This is a genomic window from Salipiger bermudensis, assembly GCF_020171625.1.
Taxonomy (GTDB): Bacteria; Pseudomonadota; Alphaproteobacteria; order Rhodobacterales; family Rhodobacteraceae; genus Salipiger; species Salipiger bermudensis_B.
On the sequence record NZ_JAIUZY010000001.1, the window covers coordinates 555,601 to 575,140 of the forward strand.

The 19,540-nt window shown below is 64.9% G+C and carries 23 protein-coding genes and 1 tRNA gene; 17 read left to right on the forward strand and 7 right to left on the reverse strand.

Annotation, left to right across the window (positions count from 1 at the left end):
• Positions 1 to 104: 104 nt before the first annotated feature.
• From LCM15_RS02580 to purC, 3 genes are all read right to left on the reverse strand, one after another.
• Positions 105 to 1,142, reverse strand: coding sequence for a zinc-binding dehydrogenase (locus LCM15_RS02580; RefSeq protein ID WP_224852687.1), 1,038 nt, complete (start codon positions 1,140 to 1,142; stop codon positions 105 to 107).
• Between the two features lie 170 nt (positions 1,143 to 1,312).
• The gene (gene purS / locus LCM15_RS02585) at positions 1,313 to 1,543 is read right to left on the reverse strand and encodes a phosphoribosylformylglycinamidine synthase subunit PurS (protein WP_224852689.1); all 231 of its coding nucleotides are present in this window, start codon (positions 1,541 to 1,543) and stop codon (positions 1,313 to 1,315) included.
• An 88-nt stretch (positions 1,544 to 1,631) separates the two neighbouring features.
• The gene (gene purC, locus LCM15_RS02590) at positions 1,632 to 2,393 is read right to left on the reverse strand and encodes a phosphoribosylaminoimidazolesuccinocarboxamide synthase (RefSeq protein WP_224852691.1); all 762 of its coding nucleotides are present in this window, start codon (positions 2,391 to 2,393) and stop codon (positions 1,632 to 1,634) included.
• Between the two features lie 159 nt (positions 2,394 to 2,552).
• Here purC and LCM15_RS02595 point away from each other — a divergent pair, with 159 nt between their 5' ends.
• The gene (locus tag LCM15_RS02595; protein WP_224852693.1) at positions 2,553 to 2,867 is read left to right on the forward strand and encodes a DUF1476 domain-containing protein; all 315 of its coding nucleotides are present in this window, start codon (positions 2,553 to 2,555) and stop codon (positions 2,865 to 2,867) included.
• Positions 2,868 to 3,136: 269 nt separating this feature from the next.
• Here LCM15_RS02595 and LCM15_RS02600 read toward each other — a convergent pair whose 3' ends face one another.
• The gene (locus tag LCM15_RS02600) at positions 3,137 to 4,417 is read right to left on the reverse strand and encodes an ATP-binding protein (RefSeq protein WP_224852695.1); all 1,281 of its coding nucleotides are present in this window, start codon (positions 4,415 to 4,417) and stop codon (positions 3,137 to 3,139) included.
• 42 nt (positions 4,418 to 4,459) lie between these two features.
• Between LCM15_RS02600 and LCM15_RS02605 the strand changes: the two genes are divergently transcribed.
• From LCM15_RS02605 to LCM15_RS02615, 4 genes are all read left to right on the forward strand, one after another.
• Entirely contained in the window at positions 4,460 to 5,374 is a 915-nt protein-coding gene (locus tag LCM15_RS02605; RefSeq protein ID WP_224852697.1) for an MBL fold metallo-hydrolase, read from the forward strand.
• Between the two features lie 128 nt (positions 5,375 to 5,502).
• Positions 5,503 to 5,577, forward strand: a tRNA-Asn gene (locus LCM15_RS02610).
• A gap of 124 nt (positions 5,578 to 5,701) precedes the next feature.
• On the forward strand, positions 5,702 to 5,923 hold the full coding sequence (locus LCM15_RS22880; RefSeq protein ID WP_412103267.1) for a DUF6538 domain-containing protein: 222 nt from the start codon (positions 5,702 to 5,704) through the stop codon (positions 5,921 to 5,923).
• A gap of 56 nt (positions 5,924 to 5,979) precedes the next feature.
• Positions 5,980 to 6,198, forward strand: coding sequence for a hypothetical protein (locus LCM15_RS02615; RefSeq protein WP_224852699.1), 219 nt, complete (start codon positions 5,980 to 5,982; stop codon positions 6,196 to 6,198).
• 602 nt (positions 6,199 to 6,800) lie between these two features.
• Here LCM15_RS02615 and LCM15_RS02620 read toward each other — a convergent pair.
• Positions 6,801 to 7,688 (reverse strand): SDR family oxidoreductase, encoded by an 888-nt coding sequence (locus LCM15_RS02620; protein ID WP_224852701.1) that lies wholly within the window; start codon positions 7,686 to 7,688, stop codon positions 6,801 to 6,803.
• A 115-nt stretch (positions 7,689 to 7,803) separates the two neighbouring features.
• Here LCM15_RS02620 and LCM15_RS02625 point away from each other — a divergent pair, with 115 nt between their 5' ends.
• From LCM15_RS02625 to LCM15_RS02670, 10 genes are all read left to right on the forward strand, one after another.
• Positions 7,804 to 8,349, forward strand: coding sequence for a TetR family transcriptional regulator (locus tag LCM15_RS02625; protein WP_224852703.1), 546 nt, complete (start codon positions 7,804 to 7,806; stop codon positions 8,347 to 8,349).
• Positions 8,350 to 8,688: 339 nt separating this feature from the next.
• Complete coding sequence (locus tag LCM15_RS02630; RefSeq protein WP_224852705.1) at positions 8,689 to 10,272, forward strand: ABC-F family ATP-binding cassette domain-containing protein; 1,584 nt, start codon at positions 8,689 to 8,691, stop codon at positions 10,270 to 10,272.
• Between the two features lie 264 nt (positions 10,273 to 10,536).
• Positions 10,537 to 11,367: a class I SAM-dependent methyltransferase gene (locus LCM15_RS02635; protein ID WP_224852707.1), complete on the forward strand. Its 831-nt coding sequence runs from the start codon at positions 10,537 to 10,539 to the stop codon at positions 11,365 to 11,367.
• A gap of 378 nt (positions 11,368 to 11,745) precedes the next feature.
• Positions 11,746 to 12,381, forward strand: coding sequence for a type B chloramphenicol O-acetyltransferase (catB, locus tag LCM15_RS02640; protein WP_224852709.1), 636 nt, complete (start codon positions 11,746 to 11,748; stop codon positions 12,379 to 12,381).
• 656 nt (positions 12,382 to 13,037) lie between these two features.
• Positions 13,038 to 13,244 carry a cold-shock protein gene (locus LCM15_RS02645; protein WP_224852712.1) on the forward strand — a complete coding sequence of 69 codons (207 nt, stop codon included), beginning with the start codon at positions 13,038 to 13,040 and terminating at the stop codon, positions 13,242 to 13,244.
• On the forward strand, positions 13,241 to 13,480 hold the full coding sequence (locus LCM15_RS02650; RefSeq protein ID WP_224852714.1) for a hypothetical protein: 240 nt from the start codon (positions 13,241 to 13,243) through the stop codon (positions 13,478 to 13,480). Before LCM15_RS02645 ends, LCM15_RS02650 begins: the two co-directional genes overlap by 4 nt.
• A gap of 102 nt (positions 13,481 to 13,582) precedes the next feature.
• Positions 13,583 to 13,747: a hypothetical protein gene (locus LCM15_RS02655; RefSeq protein WP_224852716.1), complete on the forward strand. Its 165-nt coding sequence runs from the start codon at positions 13,583 to 13,585 to the stop codon at positions 13,745 to 13,747.
• A 204-nt stretch (positions 13,748 to 13,951) separates the two neighbouring features.
• Positions 13,952 to 14,203, forward strand: coding sequence for a DUF982 domain-containing protein (locus LCM15_RS02660; RefSeq protein ID WP_224852718.1), 252 nt, complete (start codon positions 13,952 to 13,954; stop codon positions 14,201 to 14,203).
• A 159-nt stretch (positions 14,204 to 14,362) separates the two neighbouring features.
• Positions 14,363 to 15,511 carry a GAF domain-containing sensor histidine kinase gene (locus tag LCM15_RS02665; RefSeq protein WP_224852720.1) on the forward strand — a complete coding sequence of 383 codons (1,149 nt, stop codon included), beginning with the start codon at positions 14,363 to 14,365 and terminating at the stop codon, positions 15,509 to 15,511.
• 76 nt (positions 15,512 to 15,587) lie between these two features.
• Positions 15,588 to 16,082 (forward strand): hypothetical protein, encoded by a 495-nt coding sequence (locus tag LCM15_RS02670; protein ID WP_224852722.1) that lies wholly within the window; start codon positions 15,588 to 15,590, stop codon positions 16,080 to 16,082.
• A 4-nt stretch (positions 16,083 to 16,086) separates the two neighbouring features.
• Here LCM15_RS02670 and LCM15_RS02675 read toward each other — a convergent pair whose 3' ends face one another.
• Complete coding sequence (locus LCM15_RS02675) at positions 16,087 to 16,539, reverse strand: BON domain-containing protein (RefSeq protein ID WP_224852724.1); 453 nt, start codon at positions 16,537 to 16,539, stop codon at positions 16,087 to 16,089.
• A gap of 158 nt (positions 16,540 to 16,697) precedes the next feature.
• On the opposite strand from LCM15_RS02675, the gene LCM15_RS02680 reads away from it, so the two are divergent.
• On the forward strand, positions 16,698 to 16,931 hold the full coding sequence (locus LCM15_RS02680; protein ID WP_224852726.1) for a hypothetical protein: 234 nt from the start codon (positions 16,698 to 16,700) through the stop codon (positions 16,929 to 16,931).
• A 475-nt stretch (positions 16,932 to 17,406) separates the two neighbouring features.
• On the opposite strand, the gene LCM15_RS02685 is transcribed toward LCM15_RS02680, so the two are convergent.
• On the reverse strand, positions 17,407 to 18,261 hold the full coding sequence (locus LCM15_RS02685; RefSeq protein WP_224852728.1) for an SDR family oxidoreductase: 855 nt from the start codon (positions 18,259 to 18,261) through the stop codon (positions 17,407 to 17,409).
• Positions 18,262 to 18,799: 538 nt separating this feature from the next.
• Between LCM15_RS02685 and LCM15_RS02690 the strand changes: the two genes are divergently transcribed.
• Positions 18,800 to 19,438, forward strand: a complete 639-nt coding sequence (locus LCM15_RS02690; RefSeq protein WP_224852730.1) for an exopolysaccharide biosynthesis protein — start codon at positions 18,800 to 18,802, stop codon at positions 19,436 to 19,438.
• Positions 19,439 to 19,540: the final 102 nt, after the last annotated feature.

Consider the following 19,540-nt stretch of genomic DNA (forward strand, 5'->3'; position numbering starts at 1 on the left):
GGTCGGATTGGCCTCCGCATAGCGGCTTTTCCCGCCCGGCGCAATCGCGGGCGGGCGCCCTCCGGCGCGAGGCCGGGGCGCCCTGCCCTTCGCACTGATCCAGTTCAGCTCTGGAAGTCGGTGATCACCGCAACGCCCGGCGGCGTCGGCCCGTTGAAGGCGGCGAGTTCGGCGCCGGCGGCGCTGAGCGGCACCTCGCGCGCGATGAGCGGCGAGAGGTCGACCTTGTCGCGGGTGATGAGCCCCAGCAGCGACGGGTAGCGGTGCGCCGGCATCCCGCGCGTGCCATAGAGCGCGAGGTTGCCGTGGTAGACCGCCGCCATGTCGACATCCATATGCGAGGTATGGCCCACGGGCATCCCGACTTGCACGTGCCGCCCAAGGGGGCGCAGGCAGCGGATCGAGGCGTTGACGGTCTGCGGGATCCCCAGCGCCTCGATGCTCACGTGAACGCCGCCGCCGGTGATCTCGCGGATCTGCTCGGCGGCATCGCCCTCCGCGGCGTTGACGGCCGCATCCATGCCCAGAGACATCGCGTGATCGAGCTTGTCCTGCACCACGTCCACCACGACCACATGCGCGCCAAGCGCCCGGCCCAGCAGCGCCGCCGACAGACCGACGCCCCCGGTGCCATGCACCGCCAGCCACTCGCCGCCCTGCAGCGCGGCGCGCCCGGTCAGCGCGTGCCACGCGGTGGTGACCCGGCATCCGAGCCCCGCGGCCAGCGTCGGGGAGATTTCCTCAGGCAGGCGCGCAAGGTTGAAGTCGCGCGGCACCGCCACGTATTCGGCAAAGGCGCCCGGCTCGATGAAGCCCGGCAGGCGCTGGTCGGCGCAGACGGTCTGCTGCCCCGCACGGCAGCTCGGGCAGGTGCCGCAGGAGAGGATGAACGGCGCCACCAGCACGTCGCCCAGCTTCCATTGCGAGTTCGGCCCGGCGGCGACCACGCGGCCGCAATACTCGTGCCCCGGGATCTGGCCGGGCTTGACGCGGGGATGTTCACCCACCCAACCGTGCCAGTCCGAGCGGCAGACGCCGCAGGCCAGGACCTCGAGCACGACGCCGTCTTCCGGGCAATCCGGCTCGGGCACCGTCTCGAGCGACAGATCCTTGTTATACTCCCGCAACACCGCTGCGCGCATGGCTTTCTCCTCTTACATTTCCCGCAGAGGTGACGCGAATTGACACCGGAACGCAAGCCGATCCCGCAGGCGGGCGGAAACGAAAGCGGGGCGCCGAAGCGCCCCGTCCCGGCAGGCCAAAGCCCGCCTTGATCCTCAAGCCTTGATCGGCGCGTTGCGCCGGACCGGGCTCAGGCCATCTCGATCGAGTAGCTCTCGATCACGGTGTTGGCGAGCAGCTTCTCGCACATCTCGCGCACCGCGTCCTCGCCGGTGCCGTCCTCGAGATCAAGCTCGATCACCTTGCCCTGACGCACGCCATCGACGCCATCAAAGCCCATCCCGTGCAGCGCGTGCTTCACCGCTTCGCCCTGCGGGTCGAGCACGCCGTCCTTGAGCATCACATGCACCCGTGCCTTCATGGCGTCTTCTCCGTCTGTTGCGGGAGGCGCGGCCTCCCGTTCCTGAAATCACCGCGCCGGAAGCGCGCGCCCAAGCTTAGTTGATAAGTCAGTTGATGAGCTTGGGCTTGGAAATATGCGTGGACTTCTTGGGCATCACGCCCAGGCGCTCGGCCACTTCGGTATAGGCATCGGTCAGCGAGCCGAGGTCGCGGCGGAACACGTCCTTGTCGAGCTTCTGCCCGGTCTGCAGATCCCACAGGCGGCAGCTGTCCGGCGAGATCTCGTCAGCGACGACAAGGCGCTGGAAATCGCCGTCATAGACGCGGCCGATCTCGATCTTGAAGTCGACAAGGCGAATGCCGACGCCGTACATCAGGCCCGACAGGTAGTCGTTCACCCGCAGCGCGAGGCTGAGGATGTCGTCCATGTCCTGCTGGCTGGCCCAGCCGAAGGCCGCGATGTGCTCTTCGGTGACCAGCGGATCGCCCAGCTTGTCGTCCTTGTAGCAGTACTCGACGATCGGGCGCGGCAGCGGCGTGCCTTCCTCGATCCCCAGTCGCTTTGCCAGCGATCCGGCGGCGAAGTTGCGCACGATGATCTCGAGCGGAATGATCTCGCAGGAGCGCACGAGCTGCTCGCGCATGTTCAGGCGCTTCAGGAAGTGGGTCGGAACACCGATGTTGTTCAGACCGGTCATGAAGAACTCGGACAGGCGGTTGTTGAGCACGCCCTTGCCGTCGATCACGTCCTTCTTCTGGGCGTTGAAGGCGGTCGCGTCGTCCTTGAAGTACTGCACGATGGTCCCGGGCTCGGGGCCTTCGTAGAGAATCTTTGCCTTGCCTTCGTAGATCTTTTTGCGGCGTGCCATGGGATTCCTTTCCAAGCGGGACACAGAGGGCGCTTCTGCGTCCTGCGAGGCCCTATAAATCATGCCTTCTCGCCTCGCAAGCGGGCGGTTGGGCTTGCGTGGTTCTGCAGCTGTGAAATACTCGCTCTTGCGGAGGAGACCCTCCGGGGAGCGAGAGAAATGACAACGTTCGACGACCGCGAGACTGCATTCGAGAACAAGTTCGCCCACGACCAGGAGATGGCCTTTCGCGCCGAGGCCCGGTGCAACAAGCTGCTCGGGCTCTGGGCGGCCGACCTGCTGGGCAAGACCGGCGACGAAGCCGAGGCCTACGCGCGCGAGGTGATCAAGGCCGATTTCGAAGAAGCCGGCCACGAGGACGTGGTGCGCAAGGTTGCCGCCGACCTCGGCGACAAGTCCGATGCCGATGCGATCCGGCAGAAGCGCGCCGCGCTGCTGATTGAAGCCAAGGGCCAGATCCTGCTCGAGGGTTGAGGCCGCCGGTAGCGGGCAAGCGACGCGGAGGCGCAGGTGACGCGCCGGACTTGTGGCGCGCCTTCGAGGCGCGCCGAATGGGCCTTTGCCTGCTCTCGGAGGGTTTGCAGGACTTCACTCCGGCACATTCTGGAAGCGCGTCTTGGAAAGACCGTGACCGCGTCGGCTTGGTGCGCAGCATCGGGGCCACGTGACGAAGGCACACAATCCCCCGCTGCCAGCCACATGCCAAGACCAACCTGACGGCGCAGACGCACAGCGCCCCCTGCTCAGCGCGCGATGACGATATCCGCCCGCAACCCGCCCAGCGTCTCGCTTTCGCTAAGCCGCAACACCCCGCCATGCGCCCGCGCGATGTCGGCCGCGATCGCGAGCCCCAGCCCCACGCCCGGCCCCTTGTCCTGATTGCGCGCCGGGTCGAGCCGGACGAAGGGCCGCTGCGCATCCTCGCGCTGACCGGGCGGGATCCCCGGCCCGTCATCCTCGACCCGGAGCCGCAGGCTTTTGTCGCTGAGCGTGACCGACACCTCGCAGCAGCTGCCATAGCGCACGGCATTGCTGACAAGGTTCTCGAGCGCCCGCCGCATGGCAAGCGGGCGCAGCGACACCATCCCCTCGCCCTCGACCGACACCAGCGCCACGTTGCGCCCGCCACGCTGCGCATCCTCGACCACGCTCTCGGCGATATCCACCGGGTCGATCGGCTCCGCCGCCGCCGCCAGCGCGTCACCCCGCGCGAAATCGAGGAAGGCGTCGATCAGCCGCTGCATGTCCTCGACATCGCGCTCCAGCGGCTCGCGATCGGCATCGTCCAGCATCGACAGGCCAAGGCGCAGGCGGGTCAGCGGGGTCCGCAGATCGTGGCTCACGCCCGACAGCATCATGGTGCGCTGTTCGATCTGGCGCTCGATGCGGTTGCGCATGTCGAGAAACGCGTGCCCGGCGGCCCTGACCTCGACGGCGCCCGCCGGAGAATACGGCACGTGCCGGCCCCGCCCGAAGGCCTCTGCCGCCTGCGCCAGCCGGGTGATCGGGCGCAGCTGGTTGCGCAGGTAGAGAAACGCGATCAGCGTCATCAGCACGCCGAACACCATCATGTTGACGAACAGCTGGTGCGCGTTCGTCGGCGAGGCCCGCCGGCGCGGCACCTGTACCCGCATCAGCTCGTCCTCGTGGCGAACGAAGAGCACGACCTCAGCGTCATCGGGCAGCAGGATCCGCTCGAGACCGGACACGTTGCGCTCCAGCGTCTGGGTCACCACCAGCCCCGAGAAATCGAACCAACGCCGCTGGCTCTGCTGCGGCAAGTCGCTCTCGTCCACCTCGCTCAGCGTCAGATCCAGCGCCGGCGCAAGCTCCGGCTGCTCGAGCACCAGATTGATCTCGCGTGCGAGGTCGCGGCTCATCTGGCTCGACACGCCCTCGAAATGGCGCTGCACGAAGACCACCGAGACCACCAGCTGCAGCGTCACCACCGGCAGGATCAGGATCAGCGCCGCCCTCCCGTAGAGACCGCGGGGCACATAGCGTTTGAGCCAGTGGAAGGACATGCGTTACCTCTGCTGCGACTGACAGACAGAAAGCCCCGAAACATGCAGGACCCGCAACCGGATTTTCGCCCCATCCCCGGCGCGCCCGAGACCCTCGCCCCCGGCCTGCGCCGGATCGTGGCGCCGAACGCCTCGCCGATGACCTACCGTGGCACCAACACCTACCTCATAGGCACGGGCGGCCTCGCGGTGATCGACCCGGGCCCGATGATCGAGGCGCATCTCGCGGCAATCCTCTCGGCCCTGCGGCACGGAGAGCGGATCACCCACATCCTCGTGACCCATGCGCATCTCGACCACTCCCCCCTCGCCAGGACGCTCTCCGAGGCCACCGGCGCACCGGTGCTGGCCTTCGGCGATGCCACAGCGGGGCGCAGCGCGGCGATGCAGGCGCTCGCCGAGAGCGGCATGGTGGGCGGTGGCGAGGGCGTCGACGCGGGCTTCGTGCCCGACGCGTGCCTCCCCGATGCCGCGCTCGTTTCGGGCGATGGCTGGCAGCTCGAGGCGCTGCACACGCCGGGCCATTTCGGCAACCACCTGAGCTTTGCATGGGGCGACATGCTGTTCTCGGGCGATCTGGTGATGGGCTGGGCAAGCTCGCTGGTCTCGCCCCCCGATGGCGATCTCACCGCCTTCATGTCATCACTATCGCGGCTGGCGGCGGGGCGATGGTCCCGCTTTCATCCCGGCCATGGCGCCCCGGTGGAGCGCCCCGCCGCGCGCCTGACGGAGCTGCGCGATCACCGCCTGATGCGCGAGGCGCAGATCCTCACGGCGCTGCGCTCCGGCGCGTCCGATGCCGCCGGTCTGGCGGCCCGGATCTACACCGAGACCCCCGCGGCGCTGCTTCCTGCCGCAACCCGCAACGTGCTGGCGCATCTGATTGATCTCGAAGCCTCGGGCCGCGCCCGGGCGCTCATGCCCCTGTCGGAAAAGGCAATGTTTGAAGCGACTTAACGGAAACGCAAAAAAATCCGGAAAATCTCAAAAACCCTCTGGACGCCCGGAGTCGCGATTGCTATACGCCCACACACCGCAGGACGCGGCGCCTTGGACACCACGGCGACGCGCTCCGAAGCAAAAGTTCCGGCGTAGCTCAGCGGTAGAGCAGTTGACTGTTAATCAATTGGTCGTAGGTTCGATCCCTACCGCCGGAGCCAATTCACCCACTAAGCCGTTGATAATCAAGGCATAGGCTGAATTTGGCAAGTACGGTGTCACACAGCACTGTAGCACAAGTTCCTGAAATGCGGGTCGCTCGTCTCCACTCCTGGAGGCCGCATCTTGGCGACCACCCCTTACCTCTTACAACGCGGCTCCACCTGGAGCTGGCGTCGGCGCGTGCCTGAGTTTTCCACAAAAACCCGACATTGGCAGCTGTCTCTGCGCACCACGGACAGGTCGATCGCGTGTATCATCGCACGCAGATTGAACGACGAGTGGGATCGGATGCTGGATGCACTCGCCGATGGGAAGCTGCCCCCGCCCACGCCGAGGCCTGACTGACCTCGGTTGTGCGCAGCGAGCTTGACCGCATCGAGCGTCAGCGCAGGATCAGCCGGATGGACCCGGTGGGCACATCCGAGGAAGACGAGCGTCTCGATTGGGCGACGGCGCGCGCCTGGTCCCACCTGGCGAGCAAGGGACTGCATCCGGAGCGTTCTGCTCAGGACCGACGTGCCGTACTTAACGAGGGTTCGAACGAGGCGGACATCGCGTCGCTGGAGACCATTCTTGGTGTTCTGTCGCGTGATGTGCTGTCCGAAGCGGGCGTCAAATAGTTGCTTCGCGCCGCCCGGGACAGCATTCAGACGGCAGCAGACGAGACCTTGCCGCCTGCGGCCGAAACGATCCCTCTCTAGGGCAACCGCTGCTGGCGGGAAAAGCCGCGGCCTGGTCCACGACTGTCGGTAAGATCCTAGCCTGGAACAAGCGAGCGCCCTTGCGCGGGAAATGCGCCGCCGAGATCGTCCAAACCCGAGAGCCCCTTTTCACCTCCGAGGACGCCAGCCTGAACGAGGCACCTGCCCCACCTCAAGTCTCGGACCGGAGGCCATACTGCGAGTATTTGGTGGGGTGCAGTGGCTGATCCGTCCACAGCAACTCGCGTTGGATATGGCAGACGAAGCCGCTTTCGATAGGCTTGATCTCGGTATCAGATGGTGTGCGTTTCGAGCGGCGTTCGGCTTTCATCGTGATCCCGGCACACCTCGCGGGCGGCGAGGTGTACCGGCTTGGGTGTGAGAAACGGAGTCCGGTGCGGGAGGGCCGGATTTCCGGGAGGGCCGGGATCTGCGTGCCGGCATGCGACAGCCACGCCGGGCTCAGTTTCGGTCCAAGGAGGTTCGGCGACCCACGGGGTTCAGTAGCATTTGGTCGAACGTCAGCCCTGATAGTCGGACGTCTCGATATCGGCGACGATGCCGGGCTGTTCGGGCTGCCAGCCGAGCGTCTCCCGCGTCCAGTCGTTCGATGCGGGACCGTCGTTTGCAACCCAGACCGCCAACGGCCCGAAATGCGCCTGTGCGTCCTCGGGTGTGAGGGCGATGGAGGGCAAACCGAGTTGGCGACCGATCGCTTCGGCGATGTCCCTGAAGGGAACACCCTCCTCCGCGACGGCGTGGTAGGCCTCGCCTTGAGCGCCACGCTCGAGCGCAAGCCGGTAGACGCGCGCAGCGTCAAGGCGATGGACGGCGGGCCACAAGTTCCGCCCCGCCCCGATATAGGCGGACACGCCCTTTTCGCGCGCGATGGCGGCGAGCATCGGCACGAAGCTGTGTTTCTCCCCCTTGCCATGCACGGATCTCGGATTGCGGACAACATTCGCGTGTATGCCTCTATCCGCAAGCGCAAACGCTGCCTGCTGGGAAGCGCGAGGGAAAGCGGGGACCACGTCGGGGCGGTCCGTTTCCCGGGCCTTCTCTCCCGTCAGGTGCAGGAAGCCATCGGTCACGACGATCGGACGCACCGATCCGGCAAACACATCTCCGAAGACCTCAATTGCCGTGCGATCTTCTGCGGCCAACTCGCCGATGCGCGAAAGATCCAGCCCGAAGGCCGTATGGATGATCCCATCCGCAGTCTCGGCGCCGCGCCGCAGGACGTCGATATTTTCGAGAGCACCGACAAGCGGCGTGACCCCGGCGGCGCTCAGCGCCTCGGCCTTTGCGGGCACGCTCGTCAGACCGGTCACGGAATGACCTGCGGCAATAAGATCCCGCGCGATCATCGATCCGATCCAGCCGCTCGCCCCTGTCAGAAAAACACGCATGATTGAACTCCTTGCGCATGGTGGCGGGGATCCTATGATCTCCGTCAGTCACTGACATAATGTAATGTCAGTCACTGACATAATGTAATGTCAGTCACTGACAAGGGGTGAGCCAGTGGCAGATACGGCGCGGACGCGATTGCAGCAGGCGGCGGTGGAGCTTTTCGGCAAGCAGGGGTTCGACAACACCACCGCCGCCGAGATCGCCACCCATGCAGGCGTGACCGAACGCACTTTTTTCCGGCACTTCGCTGACAAGCGCGAAGTCCTGTTTGATGGGCAGTCGGTCCTTCTGGGGGCGCTGCTTGCCGCGGTCGAAGAGGTTCCGCGCGATGCGCCGCCTCTGAGCACACTGTTCCGGGCCTTCCGGTCGGTCTCTCCGCTCTTGGAAGCCAATCGCCCCTTCTCGGAGCCCCGGCAGGCGGTGATCGCGGCGACGCCGGCGCTTCAGGAGCGTGAACTGGCAAAGATGGCGGCACTGTCCGAGGCGCTGGCGCAATGCCTGCGCGCGCGCGGCGTATCGGGGGACCGTGCTGCGTTTGCCGCGCAGATCGGGATGACGGCCTTTGCTCACGTTACATCAGCTTGGCTGAACCAGGCCTCGCCCGGTCTGACGGAACGCCTGGATCGGGCGGAGCAGGATCTCAGGACATTGATATGACCTATGCCGATCGACGCTGATGAATATGATCATGGCCGTCATTGGGGCACATAAAGAGCGTCGTTTCCGGTTTGCTTGTTTCCCGGTTGTTCGACGTCAGACAGAACCGACTTTCGTGTCAGGTCGCTGCCCCGGACAGGCTCTGCCAAAGAGACCTTGCCGTGCGGGCGTATTGCGGCGTCGGTCCGGACCAAGCCCAGGGCCTTGGTTGGCCCTGACTTGCAAAATCGCCACGCGAACAATAGCTCTAAGTAAACCCTGAAACCGGAGATGCCGTCACCATGGACCAGACCCTCGCCGCATTCGTCCCTTCGATTTCGCTGCGAGAAGACCTGTCCCATGCCTGCATCCGTTTCCCTCTCCGCCCTGTCCTGGTCCACACCTGACGACGCGCCCCTCCTCACCGACCTCGATCTGACCTTCGGCCTCGAGCGCACCGGCATCGTCGGGCGCAATGGCATCGGCAAGAGCACCCTCCTTCGCCTGATTTCAGGGGAACTGAGCCCGACTTCGGGGCAGGTCCGCGTGACCGGCTCCGTCGCGATGATGCGGCAGGAGGCGATGGAACGGCCAGATGACCGCATCGCCGATCTCTTCGGCGTGCGCCCCGCGCTCGATCTGCTTGAGCGGGCGGAGGCGGGGCGTGCGGATGTCGATGACCTGGCCGAGGCGGATTGGACCCTGCCCGCGCGGATGGAAGCAGCGCTTTTGCGCTGTGGCTTGTCTGTCGAGCCGCAGACCCTGCTTGCGACGCTATCCGGCGGCCAGCGCAGCCGAGCCGCTCTTGCCGCCCTGATCTTCGCCGAGCCGGATTTCCTGGTGCTGGACGAGCCAACGAACAATCTCGACCGGGAGGGGCGCAAGGCGGTGATCGACCTCCTCCGGGGGTGGACGGGCGGCGCGATCATCGCCAGCCATGACCGCGAGATCCTCGAAGAGATGGACGCGATCGTCGAACTCAGCTCGCTTGGCGCGGCGCGGTATGGCGGAAGCTACAGCGATTTCCGGCAGCGGAAGGACACCGAGCTGGACGCGGCCGCGCGTGCCCTCGCCCACGCGGAGAAAACCCGCTCCGAGGTGGCCCGCCGCGCGCAGCAGGCGAGCGAGCGCAAGGCCCGCAAGGACAGTGCCGGACACCGTGCGCGGGCAAGGGGCGATCAGCCGAAGATCCTGATGGATGCCGCCAAGGGGCGGGCCGAGGCCTCGGGCGGCGCGGGTGTCCGCCTGCGCGATGCCCGGCAGGAGGCGGCAGAAGAGGCGGTGTCCGCCGCTCGCGAGACGATCGAAACCCTGAATCCCTTGCGCATGGACATTCCCCCGACCGGGCTTGCGAGCGGCAAAACGGTGCTGCACCTGGACAGGGTGACCGGAGGCCATGACCCCGATCATCCGGTGATCCGGGATCTGTCACTGACCGTGACCGGCCCCGAGCGCATTGTCATCTCCGGGCCGAATGGCAGCGGAAAGACGACGCTTCTGAAGATCATCACCGGGCAGATCGTGCCGCAGAGTGGACTCGTGACGCTTTCGGTTCCATTTGCCGTCCTGGATCAGCATGTCCAGCTGCTTGACCCGGCTCTGTCTCTTCGCGACAATTTCCGGCGTCTCAACCCCGCGGCCGATCCCCACATCGCTCACGCGGCGCTGGCCCGGTTCGGTTTCCGCGCCGCGGATGCCCTGCGTCGCGCGGGAGAGCTGAGCGGGGGCGAGCGTCTGCGCGCTGGTCTGGCCTGTGCCCTCGGAGCCACCCCACCGCCGCCGTTGCTGATCCTGGACGAGCCGACCAATCACCTCGATCTGGATGGCATCGCAGCACTTGAGGCTGCGCTGGCGGCTTATGATGGGGCAGTTTTGGCGATCAGCCATGACACGGCATTCCTTGACTCTCTCGCCCCTGACAGGACGATTGATCTTGGAGCATGACCGTTTTTGCCCGCCCTGCTGACGCAAGGTTCAAGGAAATGCGGCACCGAGTTCGAACCAGCCGCTTGCGTCAAGCCGCGGCGCAGCCGCCATCAAGAGAGCGTTTGCCCAGAAAGGCCCAGGAGTGATGCGCAGCTGGCTCGCTTGGTCGCAGGGCCTGCAGCACCGCCGCATGTCCGCTTCGCGCCCGACGCGGACATGAAAACCTCTAAGGATACCCAGAAATCTGTGATAATTTTGCGCGATCAACTCGGAGGCCCGCACATGACGAACGCTCAATCGGTTTCTGATCATTGGGGCAAGGGCGACGTTTATGCGCGCATCCTGGAAGCCATGAAACGCGCTGGGATCGACCCCGCTTCCGCGACCATCGAAGACCTCGCCCCTGTCGATCATTTCCACGCACGCGGCTTTGCTGCAACCGTGGACCTTGCAGATGTCTTGCCGATCCAGGAGGGCGACCGACTTGTCGACATTGGATGTGGCATCGGCGGTCCCGCCAGATACCTCGCCAAACGCTTTGGCTGCCATGTGGATGGTCTCGACATCACCGGGCCCTTCGTTGAGGCCGCCGAGCGGTTGAGCACGCTTGTCGGACTGGAGGACATGGTGACGTTCCGACACGGCGACGGCCAGAAACTCCCTTACAAGAATGAAGCATTCGACGGCGGTTACGCGCAGCACGTTACCATGAACGTGCCCGACCGCGACGGCTTCTTCGCTGAAGCCGTCCGTGTGCTGAAGCCCGGCGCGTTCTTTGCGCTGACTGAGCATGGGCTCGGCGAGGTTGGAGAACCACATCACCCTGTCCCCTGGTCACAAGACGGAACCGGCGCTCATCTGATGCGCCCATCAGACACCGTCGCGGCGCTTGAGCGGGCCGGGTTTTCCGACATACAAGTGACGGATACCGGTGCAAAATACCTGCAGGGCTACAGGGCTGCCATCGAGCGCTCCGAAAAAGGCGAGGCCCCGGTGTTCGGAGTGCATATTCTCTTGGGCGAGCTCGCGCCGCAGATCGTCAGAAATGCCGCTCGGAATATCGAAGAGAACAGAACCCATCCGGTTCAGATTGTCTGCTTCAAGTCGAAATAGAACAGTCTTCCCGTAAAATGCGTATGTCCGCTTCGGACGCCAAGCAGCCGCTCGCCTGCTGATCGATGCTGCCCGGCGATGCGAACCTCCGGTATCGTGAAGCCGAGCCGCCGCAATGCTGGTCTCGGCGAACGGCAGCTCTGGACCGGAAGCCCCATCTCAGCAGTGCGGACGAAACCGCCGATGACCCGACTTGCGCCTGCGGACTGTGGGGCTATGATCAGCTCGCGTTTAAAAGGCTGAAAACCCGATGAAGTCTGCGGACCGAACCATCTGAATAAGTCCCTGTACGAAAGTGCAGGGGTATAGCGCGCCGCCACCGGCGGTCGCGATTGGCTTGCGTGTGCGAACACGAGCCATTCACTCAGAGGTTTGAAAATGCAAAACTACTTCGAGAGCCCTTTCCGGGGCATCACCTTGGACAAACAGGTCACCAACCCCAACATTCTGGTCGGACGGTTCAGCTACTACTCAGGCTACTATCATTGCCATAGCTTCGACGACTGTGCCCGCTATCTGGTGCCAGACGACGGCGTTGACCGCCTGATCATCGGGAGCTTCTGCTCGATAGGGTCCGGCGCTGCCTTCATCATGGCGGGAAATCAGGGCCATAGATACGACTGGGTTAGCACGTTTCCATTCTACTGGATGTCCGACGTGCCCGAATTCAAAGGGGCTGAGAACGGTTACCGTCCAGCCGGTGACACGATCATCGGCAATGACGTGTGGATTGGCTCCGAAGCGATCGTGATGCCGGGCGTCAAAATCGGCGATGGCGCCGTCATCGGAACGCGCGCCGTGGTGACGAAGAATGTAGAGCCCTACTCCATCGTTGGCGGGCATCCGGCCAAGGAGATCCGGAAGCGGTTTGATGACGGTTTGGTCGATCTTCTGCTCGACCTTCAGTGGTGGGAGTGGTCAGAAGACCAGCTGAGAGCCGCTATGCCGCTTCTAACCAGCGGCGACATTGAAGCGCTACACGCGCATTGGCGCGCCCATATCCGCGAAAGTTAAACCAACGCGCGCGCCATCAGTCTTATGGCGCGCGCACCGTTTCGCAGCGGGCTCGGAACCCGACATACAGGACAGCGGCATACCGCCTGTCCACTCCGTCGGAGTCGTATGACGCAATCGGTCGAAAGCCGTCATTCACCAGGGAGACCGCCGCTGCGGCGCCGCTTCCCCACACCGGCCATTCGCGCTTGGTCCCGCAGTAGCTGAATGCGGGCAACGACGGCCTTGCAGGACCTTCTTCCCGTCCGCCGCGAGTGCTCGAGTTGCGCTCCGGCTGCAAAGCCCCGCAGGACAGAGGGCGGAAAGCCGACCTCCGCTGCGTCTTGGACAAATGGCATGATGCGCAGGACGTAGAAACGGCTCCCGGCACACAGCGCCCCTTCCCTCTCGCGCTTCCGGCTTGGTCGCCGACGCTGGACCGACGCGCAACCAACGGACGCTCTGAGCACTCCCGACCCGCAGCCCCGGCTCAGCAACTGGCTACGATCACACCTCGGCCCTTGAAATCTTTCAGGCGAACACCATCTAGAAAAGTGCTGACGTTTCTTCTCTTCGTTATTCCGCCGCCAGTGGCTTGGTTTCGGTTGATCGGCTTGGATCGACGATGCCGGGCTGCCGCGATTTTGCGGGCAGCGTATACAAGGGAGACCACGGACATGGCCAATGGCACCGTGAAATGGTTCAACAGCACCAAAGGCTTCGGCTTCATCGAGCCTGAAAACGGCAGCAAGGATATCTTCCTGCACATCTCTGCCGTCGAACGCGCCGGGATCAGCCGGATCGAAGACGGTCAGGCTGTCACCTTCGACATTGAGAGCGGTCGTGACGGTCGCGAGTCTGCCAGCAATCTGGCCCTCGCGTGAAAAAGACGCTGGAAGACTTATCCGTAGGTGTTCCGGCTCAAAAGGGAAACGGCGGACGGCTTCTTGCCCCCACCGTTTCCGCTTCGGCTGCAAAAGCCGCTGAGCCAATGACTGCGCTTGACAAGACGACCGCAAGCGCAAAGCGCCTGCTGGATGACGAGGCTCTGGCCCGGTCGGAAAAGACGGCACGGCTGAAGGCTGCGCGCGAGGATCGCGACAAGGGCGCCGACGACTGATCCCCGTCCCCACATCGCCGCTCTCCACGTTCCTGCCCGCGCGAGATTCTCCGAGAGGACCCGCGGGTCTCATTGTAATAAAATCAACACGAGGAGACGGTCATGGGCTATTCCCAACCGAAAAAGCAGCTCGATCTCAAGGACTTCCTGAGTACACCTGCGAAGAAACGTCCCTACAGTCGAAAGTTCGGCGCAATGAAGCCGCAAGCGACGACGCCGAAACCGACGGCAACGCCGGCAATCGACCCGAAAGACGCGGAAAGCTGAGCGTCACGTCATCAATCCCTCCGGATCCCGGAGCAGAATAACGGGGTTGGTTCCGGGCAATCGGAGCCGACAGTCTCGCCGATGCGAGACCAGGCGCGGCCATCGTCGCACCAAACAGGCGATCTCCTCCATTCTAGACGAGCGTTGCGAACTGCCTTTCCAGGCAGGCTGCGCCGGGATCGCGTTACCAGACAAGGACATAAAATGATTGAAATGCATTGGGGTGACCCAATCACCCTTTACCCGACGAAAGATGGCGTCGCCGAACGCTTCAGTACGATCGAAAAGGCGCGTCACTGGCTGCGCCGCCACTGGCCCACCTCTGACGAGGCGCGTCAGGCCGCCCTCGAAAAGATCGAATCCGCAATGGACTGCATGAGCCCGGTGAAAGACGCGCGCAGCGCCTTTGTCGCAGCTGCCTTGTCCGCCGGGTTCGTTCCCGACCGCGCGTCGTGAGGCGCGACGAACATTCGGGGACGCGCATTGGTCGATAGGAATCCTGCATCGGGTCAAGTAACTTGAGCTGAAATCAATCTATTGGCCAGACGCATGTATCCCACTATTGACCCCCTCCAGGAAAGTATCCGGCAGGTCGAGCTTGTCTCGGACATTTCCATGATTCTCGATGCCTGCGGCAGGGCAACCGGCATGGGCTTTGTTGCCGTCGCCCGCGTGACCGAAGACCGCTGGGTGACCTGCGCGTCCCGCGACACGATTAACTTTGGCCTGACGCCCGGCGACGAACTTGATGTCGCATCGACCATCTGTCGCGAAGTCCGGGCCTGCCGCAGCATCATCACGATTCCGGATGTGGATGAGAGCGACGTCTATCGCAATCACCCGACGCCCCTGCAATACGGGTTCAAGAGCTACATCTCCGTTCCGATCGTCAGGAGCGATGACAGTATCTGGGGCACGCTCTGTGCCCTCGATCCCGACCCGCGCGACATCGGCCCGCAGGAGGAACAGCTCTTCACGATCTTTGCCAGATCAATCGCCCGCGAGCTCGACCGCCAAGACGAGCTCGCCATGGGTCGGCAGGAGATCGCAGAGGGTCGCGCCAACCTTCAGACCGAACGCGATACCGCCCGCTTGCGGGAAGAGTTCATCGCCATCGTCGGGCACGACCTGCGCAATCCGATCGCCGCCGTGGCAGCCGGCTTGCGGATGATCGAGAAACGCAACCTGTCGCCGGAGCGCCAGGCGATGTTGGTGCTCGAGATGCAGCGTGCGCTGACCCGGGCCAGCCAGATCATCACCAACCTGATGGATTTCGCTCGTGGCCGTCTTGGCGCAGGGATCGAAGTGAATGCGCCCGCGCCGGTTGATCTTGAGCCGGTGTTCCGCGACGTAATTGGCGAGATCGAGCAGGTTGCCGGCCAGCCGGTCCTGCCGTCGATCGACCTGCCGCGCGCTCTGGTCGCCGATCCTCAGCGGCTTGGCCAGCTCTTGTCGAACCTTCTGGGCAATGCCGTGGCCCACGGCGCCCCCAATCAACCCATCTCGGTCGACATCGCCGAGCGCGACGGTGAGCTGGTTGTCAGTGTCATGAACCAGGGCACGCCGATCCCGCCGGAAATACAGGCGTCATTGTTTCAGCCGTTCTCACGCAATGAGAGTAAGCAGAAAAGCCTTCAAGGTCTTGGGCTTGGTCTTTACATCGCGTCACAGATCGCCATAGCGCACGGCGGACGGATCGATGTTTCGTCTTCAGCGGAGGCGGGCACGACCTTCACCCTGCATATGCCAGCGAAGTGGGCCTGAGGTCATGGCATCCTAGCCAGCGCCGCAACGATGTTCTTCGCGGCGAGGGGTTTTGCAGGAAACGGATTTTGGCCCGGTGTGGCTTGAGGTGCGAGACGCGGCCTCTCCCCGGTTCTCCGACGCCGACATGCCGTGGATCGAGGACAATCCAAACGGGGCCGAAATCAACGGGGCCCAAGACAGCGCGCAGCTCGACGGGGTCATCGCGCATCACCGCAAACTGATCAGGCTGCGCCGCGAGCGCGATATCGTGGCCTTCGGCGAGACGGTCCCGTTCCTTGAGGATAGCCCCATAATCATGGCCTACGAACACCGGCTTGGCGACGAGTGGGTCGTGGTGGTGGGCAACTTCACCGGCGAGACGCAGGAGCTCGACCTGCCGGAGGGCGTCGAGCGCGCGGGGGGTGCCTTGTCATCTTTCAGGATGCCCGGGACTGCCTGCCGTCTGCTCTGCGTCTGGCCTCCTACGAGAGCCTCGCGCCGCTGGTCAGCTGACTTGAGGGAGCGCTTGGCCTCGTGGGGACGGTTGGCCGAGGTTTGGCTGAGCCGGCCCCGGCCGTCCTTCCCTTAGCGTCTCAAAGTTCGGCCACCGCGAGCCGGTTCTGGACGCTGAGGACGCCGGGGACGGACTGGGCGATGCTTGTGGCCAGCGTCCGCTGAAACTCCAGCGCCACCGTACCGGACATCTCCACCACGGCGCCCGAGACGCGGGTGTCGATGATCTGGTCCGCTAGCCTGTCATCCGCCGCAAGCGCTTTGACCACGGACCGGGTGAGCACGGCATCGCTGAGCGGCTCTCCCGCGGGGGGCCCGACAGCGGCCTCCGGTTCCATCGGCTGTCGCACGCCATGATAGCCACCGGGGCGGTCCGGCTCGGCATGTTCGGAAAAGACGGTGCGGTCGGACGTTTCTTCCGGCGTCTTGTCCTCCGGTTCCGACGCCTTCGCCTCTGGGTCCGGTGCCTTGTCCTCTTGTTCCGGAGCGTTGTCGTCTTCTGGCTCAGAGCTCTTGTCGTTCGGGTGTGACATGGGGCCTCCAGTGAGCGTCGTGTCAGCGCAGTCGGACCGCCATGCGCTCCGCCGCGCAGGGTCAACCATCGGCAGGGTACGGACGTTCCCAGCCGGCGCAGCCGATGCGGGAACAGCCGGGTGCCGCTTCGCGTTGAGATCCTGAGAAAGGACATCCCATGCCCGTACCATCGACCCCTCCCGAAGAGCCGACCACCCCGCCCCCCGATCTGCCGCCCTCCGAGGTGCCGCCGACCCCGGACCCTGACACCCCGACCGAACCGCCGCGCGAAATGCCCCCCGAGCCGGACCTTCCGCCAAACGCGCCGCCCGAGCCAGAGCCCGAGCTACCCCCCGACGGCCCCGATGAGGCACCGGAGCCGGATATTCCCCCCGGCCCGCTGCCGGTCTGAGAGACGTGGTTAGAGGATATCGCGACACGCCGTGAGGCACGCGCGGGACCCGCCCGCGCGCCGCCTGTAAGACGCTCTCCCTGCCCCACCTTTGGCTGGTGGACCTATCTCAGCGCGTGGGCAGCAGTGTCCGCGCGCCGAAGTGCACTCGAGTGTCAGCGACAATCAGCATAAAGCTGTTTTCCTGCCGAGCGATCTTGCCGACGTCCCACCCGGCATCTCTATGCCGGTCGGCAACTCGCTAGGCTCGCCGGCCGCGAGCTGATGCGCCACCCTCACGGCCCACGCCGCTCTCGGCAGACGCCCAGCTTTCAACCCAAATTCCGCTTAAAGCACTCAAGCGGCGCGCCAGCGTGGCGTATTGATGCACACACACGCATTCATCCGCGCAAAAACTTCCCTACCGAAATACATGCCCATGCGCCAAAGCGCGAGGGGCCATCCCATCCTATATCCGTAGAGAACGCCTAGAGCGTCAAATAATCGGCTTCCCGCCGGTCACCGCGATTGTGGCGCCCGAAGTATAGCTCGACGCGGGATCGGCCAGCATGACATAGGCCGAGGCCAGCTCCGCGGGCTGCGCCGGGCGCCCCATGGGGTAATTCGCGCCGAAATTCGCCACGCTCTCGGCCGGCAGCGTCGCGGGGATCAGCGGCGTCCAGACCGGACCGGGCGCCACGCAGTTCACCCGGATCCCGCGCGGCCCGAGCGACTGGGCGAGGCCCGCCGAGAAGTTCTGGATCGCGCCCTTGGTGCTGGCATAGGCCAGAAGGCCCGGGTTGGGCATGTCGGCATTCACCGAGGCGCTGTTAATGATCGACCCGCCCTGTTTCATCAGCGGCACGGCGACCTTGGACAGGTAGAACATCGAGAAGATGTTGGTGCGGAAGGTGCGTTCCCACTCTTCGTCCGGGATGTCCTCGAACGTATCGTACTGCATCTGGTGCGCGGCGTTGTTCACGAGGATGTCCAGCCGCACGAACGCCTCGGCAGTGCGGGCAACGATATCGCGGCAATGCTGCGCGGATTGGATGTCGCCCGGCAGCAGCAGAGCGCGCTGACCGGCGTCCTCGATCAGCTCGCGGGTGCGCTCCGCTTCGGCGTCTTCGGACAGGAAGGACACCGCTACATCCGCCCCCTCTCGCGCATAGGCCAGCGCCACGGCGCGTCCGATGCCGCTGTCGGCGCCGGTGACAAGGGCGCTCAGCCCGGCCAAACGGCCCGAGCCGCGGTAGCTGTCTTCGCCGTGATCCGGCACGGGCTGCATGTCTTCGGTATGACCGGGCAGGTCCTGAGACTGTTCGGGAAACGGCGGGCGGGGATGGTCCATGGGGATGCTCTCCGGTGTTGATGTCTTGGATGCTGTCAGCCCAACAGGCCACCGGCGCGAACGTTCCGGACAACGCTTCTTGCCAGCGGCTTCCTGCGCGGAGGCTGTTCTGCGCAAGGCGCCGCCAGATAACGGGGGCCTCAGTGCCCGCGTGGCAGTGCGCCCGTGATGAGGGTCTGAAAGGCCCCTGTGGTGGCAAGGCCGGTTGGCTTCCGGAGCAACGCTTTGATGGCGCGTGAAACATAATGCCGTCCGCTCTCCGCCTTATGCCGGGCACGTCCGTCGCTAGCGAGGCGCTCTATCCGGATTCCACCCCGGTCGGTCCACGACCTTGCGAGCAAGGGAGTTTCCGGCGACCCCTGCCCGTCCGCGCTATGACGGCCCGAAGCCGCAAGCGAGGATCTCTCAAACCGACGAACGGTGTCACACCCGCACCGGCGGCGCGTGTCCGCCCTGCAAGGCAACGCCCGCACCCGGAACCTCCCCGCGGGCAGGCCGTTATCCCGGCGACCCCGACCGTCAAAGGAGCCAGTCAACCATGACGACCCGGCAGGACACATCCGCACCGGGCGCCGCTGCGCCTCGATCCGGCCCCGAGGCGGTGCCGGCCCTCGTCGATCGCCTGAAGGCCCTGGCCGACGGCTCCGAGACCGTGTCCTTCGCGGAGCTCAACAGGACCATCGGAGCGCAGGGCCATGCCCCACTCCTGATGGTCGTCTCCATCTTCATGGTCCTCCCGATCGGCATGATCCCCGGCATCGGCGGCGCGCTGGGGGCGATCGTCGCGCTGATCGGGGTGCAGATGCTGCTCGGGCGCGAGGCGATCGGCCTGCCTGATCTGTTCGGGCGCAGAACCCTGTCCGCCGAGCGGCTGCGCCGCGTCGCCGTCCACATCCGCCCCATAGCGGACTGGCTGCGCAAGCGCCTTCGGCCCCGTTGGAGCGCGCTCGCCGAAGGGCGCGTCTCGCTTTGCATCATGGCGATCCTGCTGATCGTCGCGGGCGGGTCACTCCTGGTGCTCGGCGCGATCCCAGTGACGACGCCCTTGCTGGGCCTACCCGTGGCCGTCTTCGCGCTCGGCGTGCTGGGGCGGGATGGCATGGTCGTGGCGGCGGGATATGTGCTGCTAGCGCTGGTGATCCTTGGCGCGACGTGGATGAAGGCCTCCTCGGGGTAAGGCCAAGACACCTCGTGGGCAGGCCCTCGCGGGCGCCGTGACGTTTGCCGCAGCGCGCGCGTCACCACGCAAACCGCTCAGCCGGCCCGCCCCGAGAACCTG

Bases quoted from the DNA above. Each gene is read 5' to 3' on its own strand.
- purS (WP_224852689.1), bottom strand. From the start codon at position 1,543: ATGAAGGCACGGGTGCATGTGATGCTCAAGGACGGCGTGCTCGACCCG.
- LCM15_RS02655 (WP_224852716.1), top strand. From the start codon at position 13,583: ATGGGCTATTCCCAACCGAAAAAGCAGCTCGATCTCAAGGACTTCCTG.
- LCM15_RS02660 (WP_224852718.1), top strand. From the start codon at position 13,952: ATGATTGAAATGCATTGGGGTGACCCAATCACCCTTTACCCGACGAAA.
- LCM15_RS02600 (WP_224852695.1), bottom strand. From the start codon at position 4,417: ATGTCCTTCCACTGGCTCAAACGCTATGTGCCCCGCGGTCTCTACGGG.
- LCM15_RS02595 (WP_224852693.1), top strand. From the start codon at position 2,553: ATGACAACGTTCGACGACCGCGAGACTGCATTCGAGAACAAGTTCGCC.
- LCM15_RS02685 (WP_224852728.1), bottom strand. From the start codon at position 18,261: ATGGACCATCCCCGCCCGCCGTTTCCCGAACAGTCTCAGGACCTGCCC.
- LCM15_RS02665 (WP_224852720.1), top strand. From the start codon at position 14,363: ATGATTCTCGATGCCTGCGGCAGGGCAACCGGCATGGGCTTTGTTGCC.
- purC (WP_224852691.1), bottom strand. From the start codon at position 2,393: ATGGCACGCCGCAAAAAGATCTACGAAGGCAAGGCAAAGATTCTCTAC.
- LCM15_RS02645 (WP_224852712.1), top strand. From the start codon at position 13,038: ATGGCCAATGGCACCGTGAAATGGTTCAACAGCACCAAAGGCTTCGGC.
- LCM15_RS02605 (WP_224852697.1), top strand. From the start codon at position 4,460: ATGCAGGACCCGCAACCGGATTTTCGCCCCATCCCCGGCGCGCCCGAG.
- catB (WP_224852709.1), top strand. From the start codon at position 11,746: ATGCAAAACTACTTCGAGAGCCCTTTCCGGGGCATCACCTTGGACAAA.
- LCM15_RS02635 (WP_224852707.1), top strand. From the start codon at position 10,537: ATGACGAACGCTCAATCGGTTTCTGATCATTGGGGCAAGGGCGACGTT.
- LCM15_RS02620 (WP_224852701.1), bottom strand. From the start codon at position 7,688: ATGCGTGTTTTTCTGACAGGGGCGAGCGGCTGGATCGGATCGATGATC.
- LCM15_RS02680 (WP_224852726.1), top strand. From the start codon at position 16,698: ATGCCCGTACCATCGACCCCTCCCGAAGAGCCGACCACCCCGCCCCCC.
- LCM15_RS02630 (WP_224852705.1), top strand. From the start codon at position 8,689: ATGCCTGCATCCGTTTCCCTCTCCGCCCTGTCCTGGTCCACACCTGAC.
- LCM15_RS02615 (WP_224852699.1), top strand. From the start codon at position 5,980: ATGGACCCGGTGGGCACATCCGAGGAAGACGAGCGTCTCGATTGGGCG.
- LCM15_RS02690 (WP_224852730.1), top strand. From the start codon at position 18,800: ATGACGACCCGGCAGGACACATCCGCACCGGGCGCCGCTGCGCCTCGA.
- LCM15_RS02580 (WP_224852687.1), bottom strand. From the start codon at position 1,142: ATGCGCGCAGCGGTGTTGCGGGAGTATAACAAGGATCTGTCGCTCGAG.
- LCM15_RS02675 (WP_224852724.1), bottom strand. From the start codon at position 16,539: ATGTCACACCCGAACGACAAGAGCTCTGAGCCAGAAGACGACAACGCT.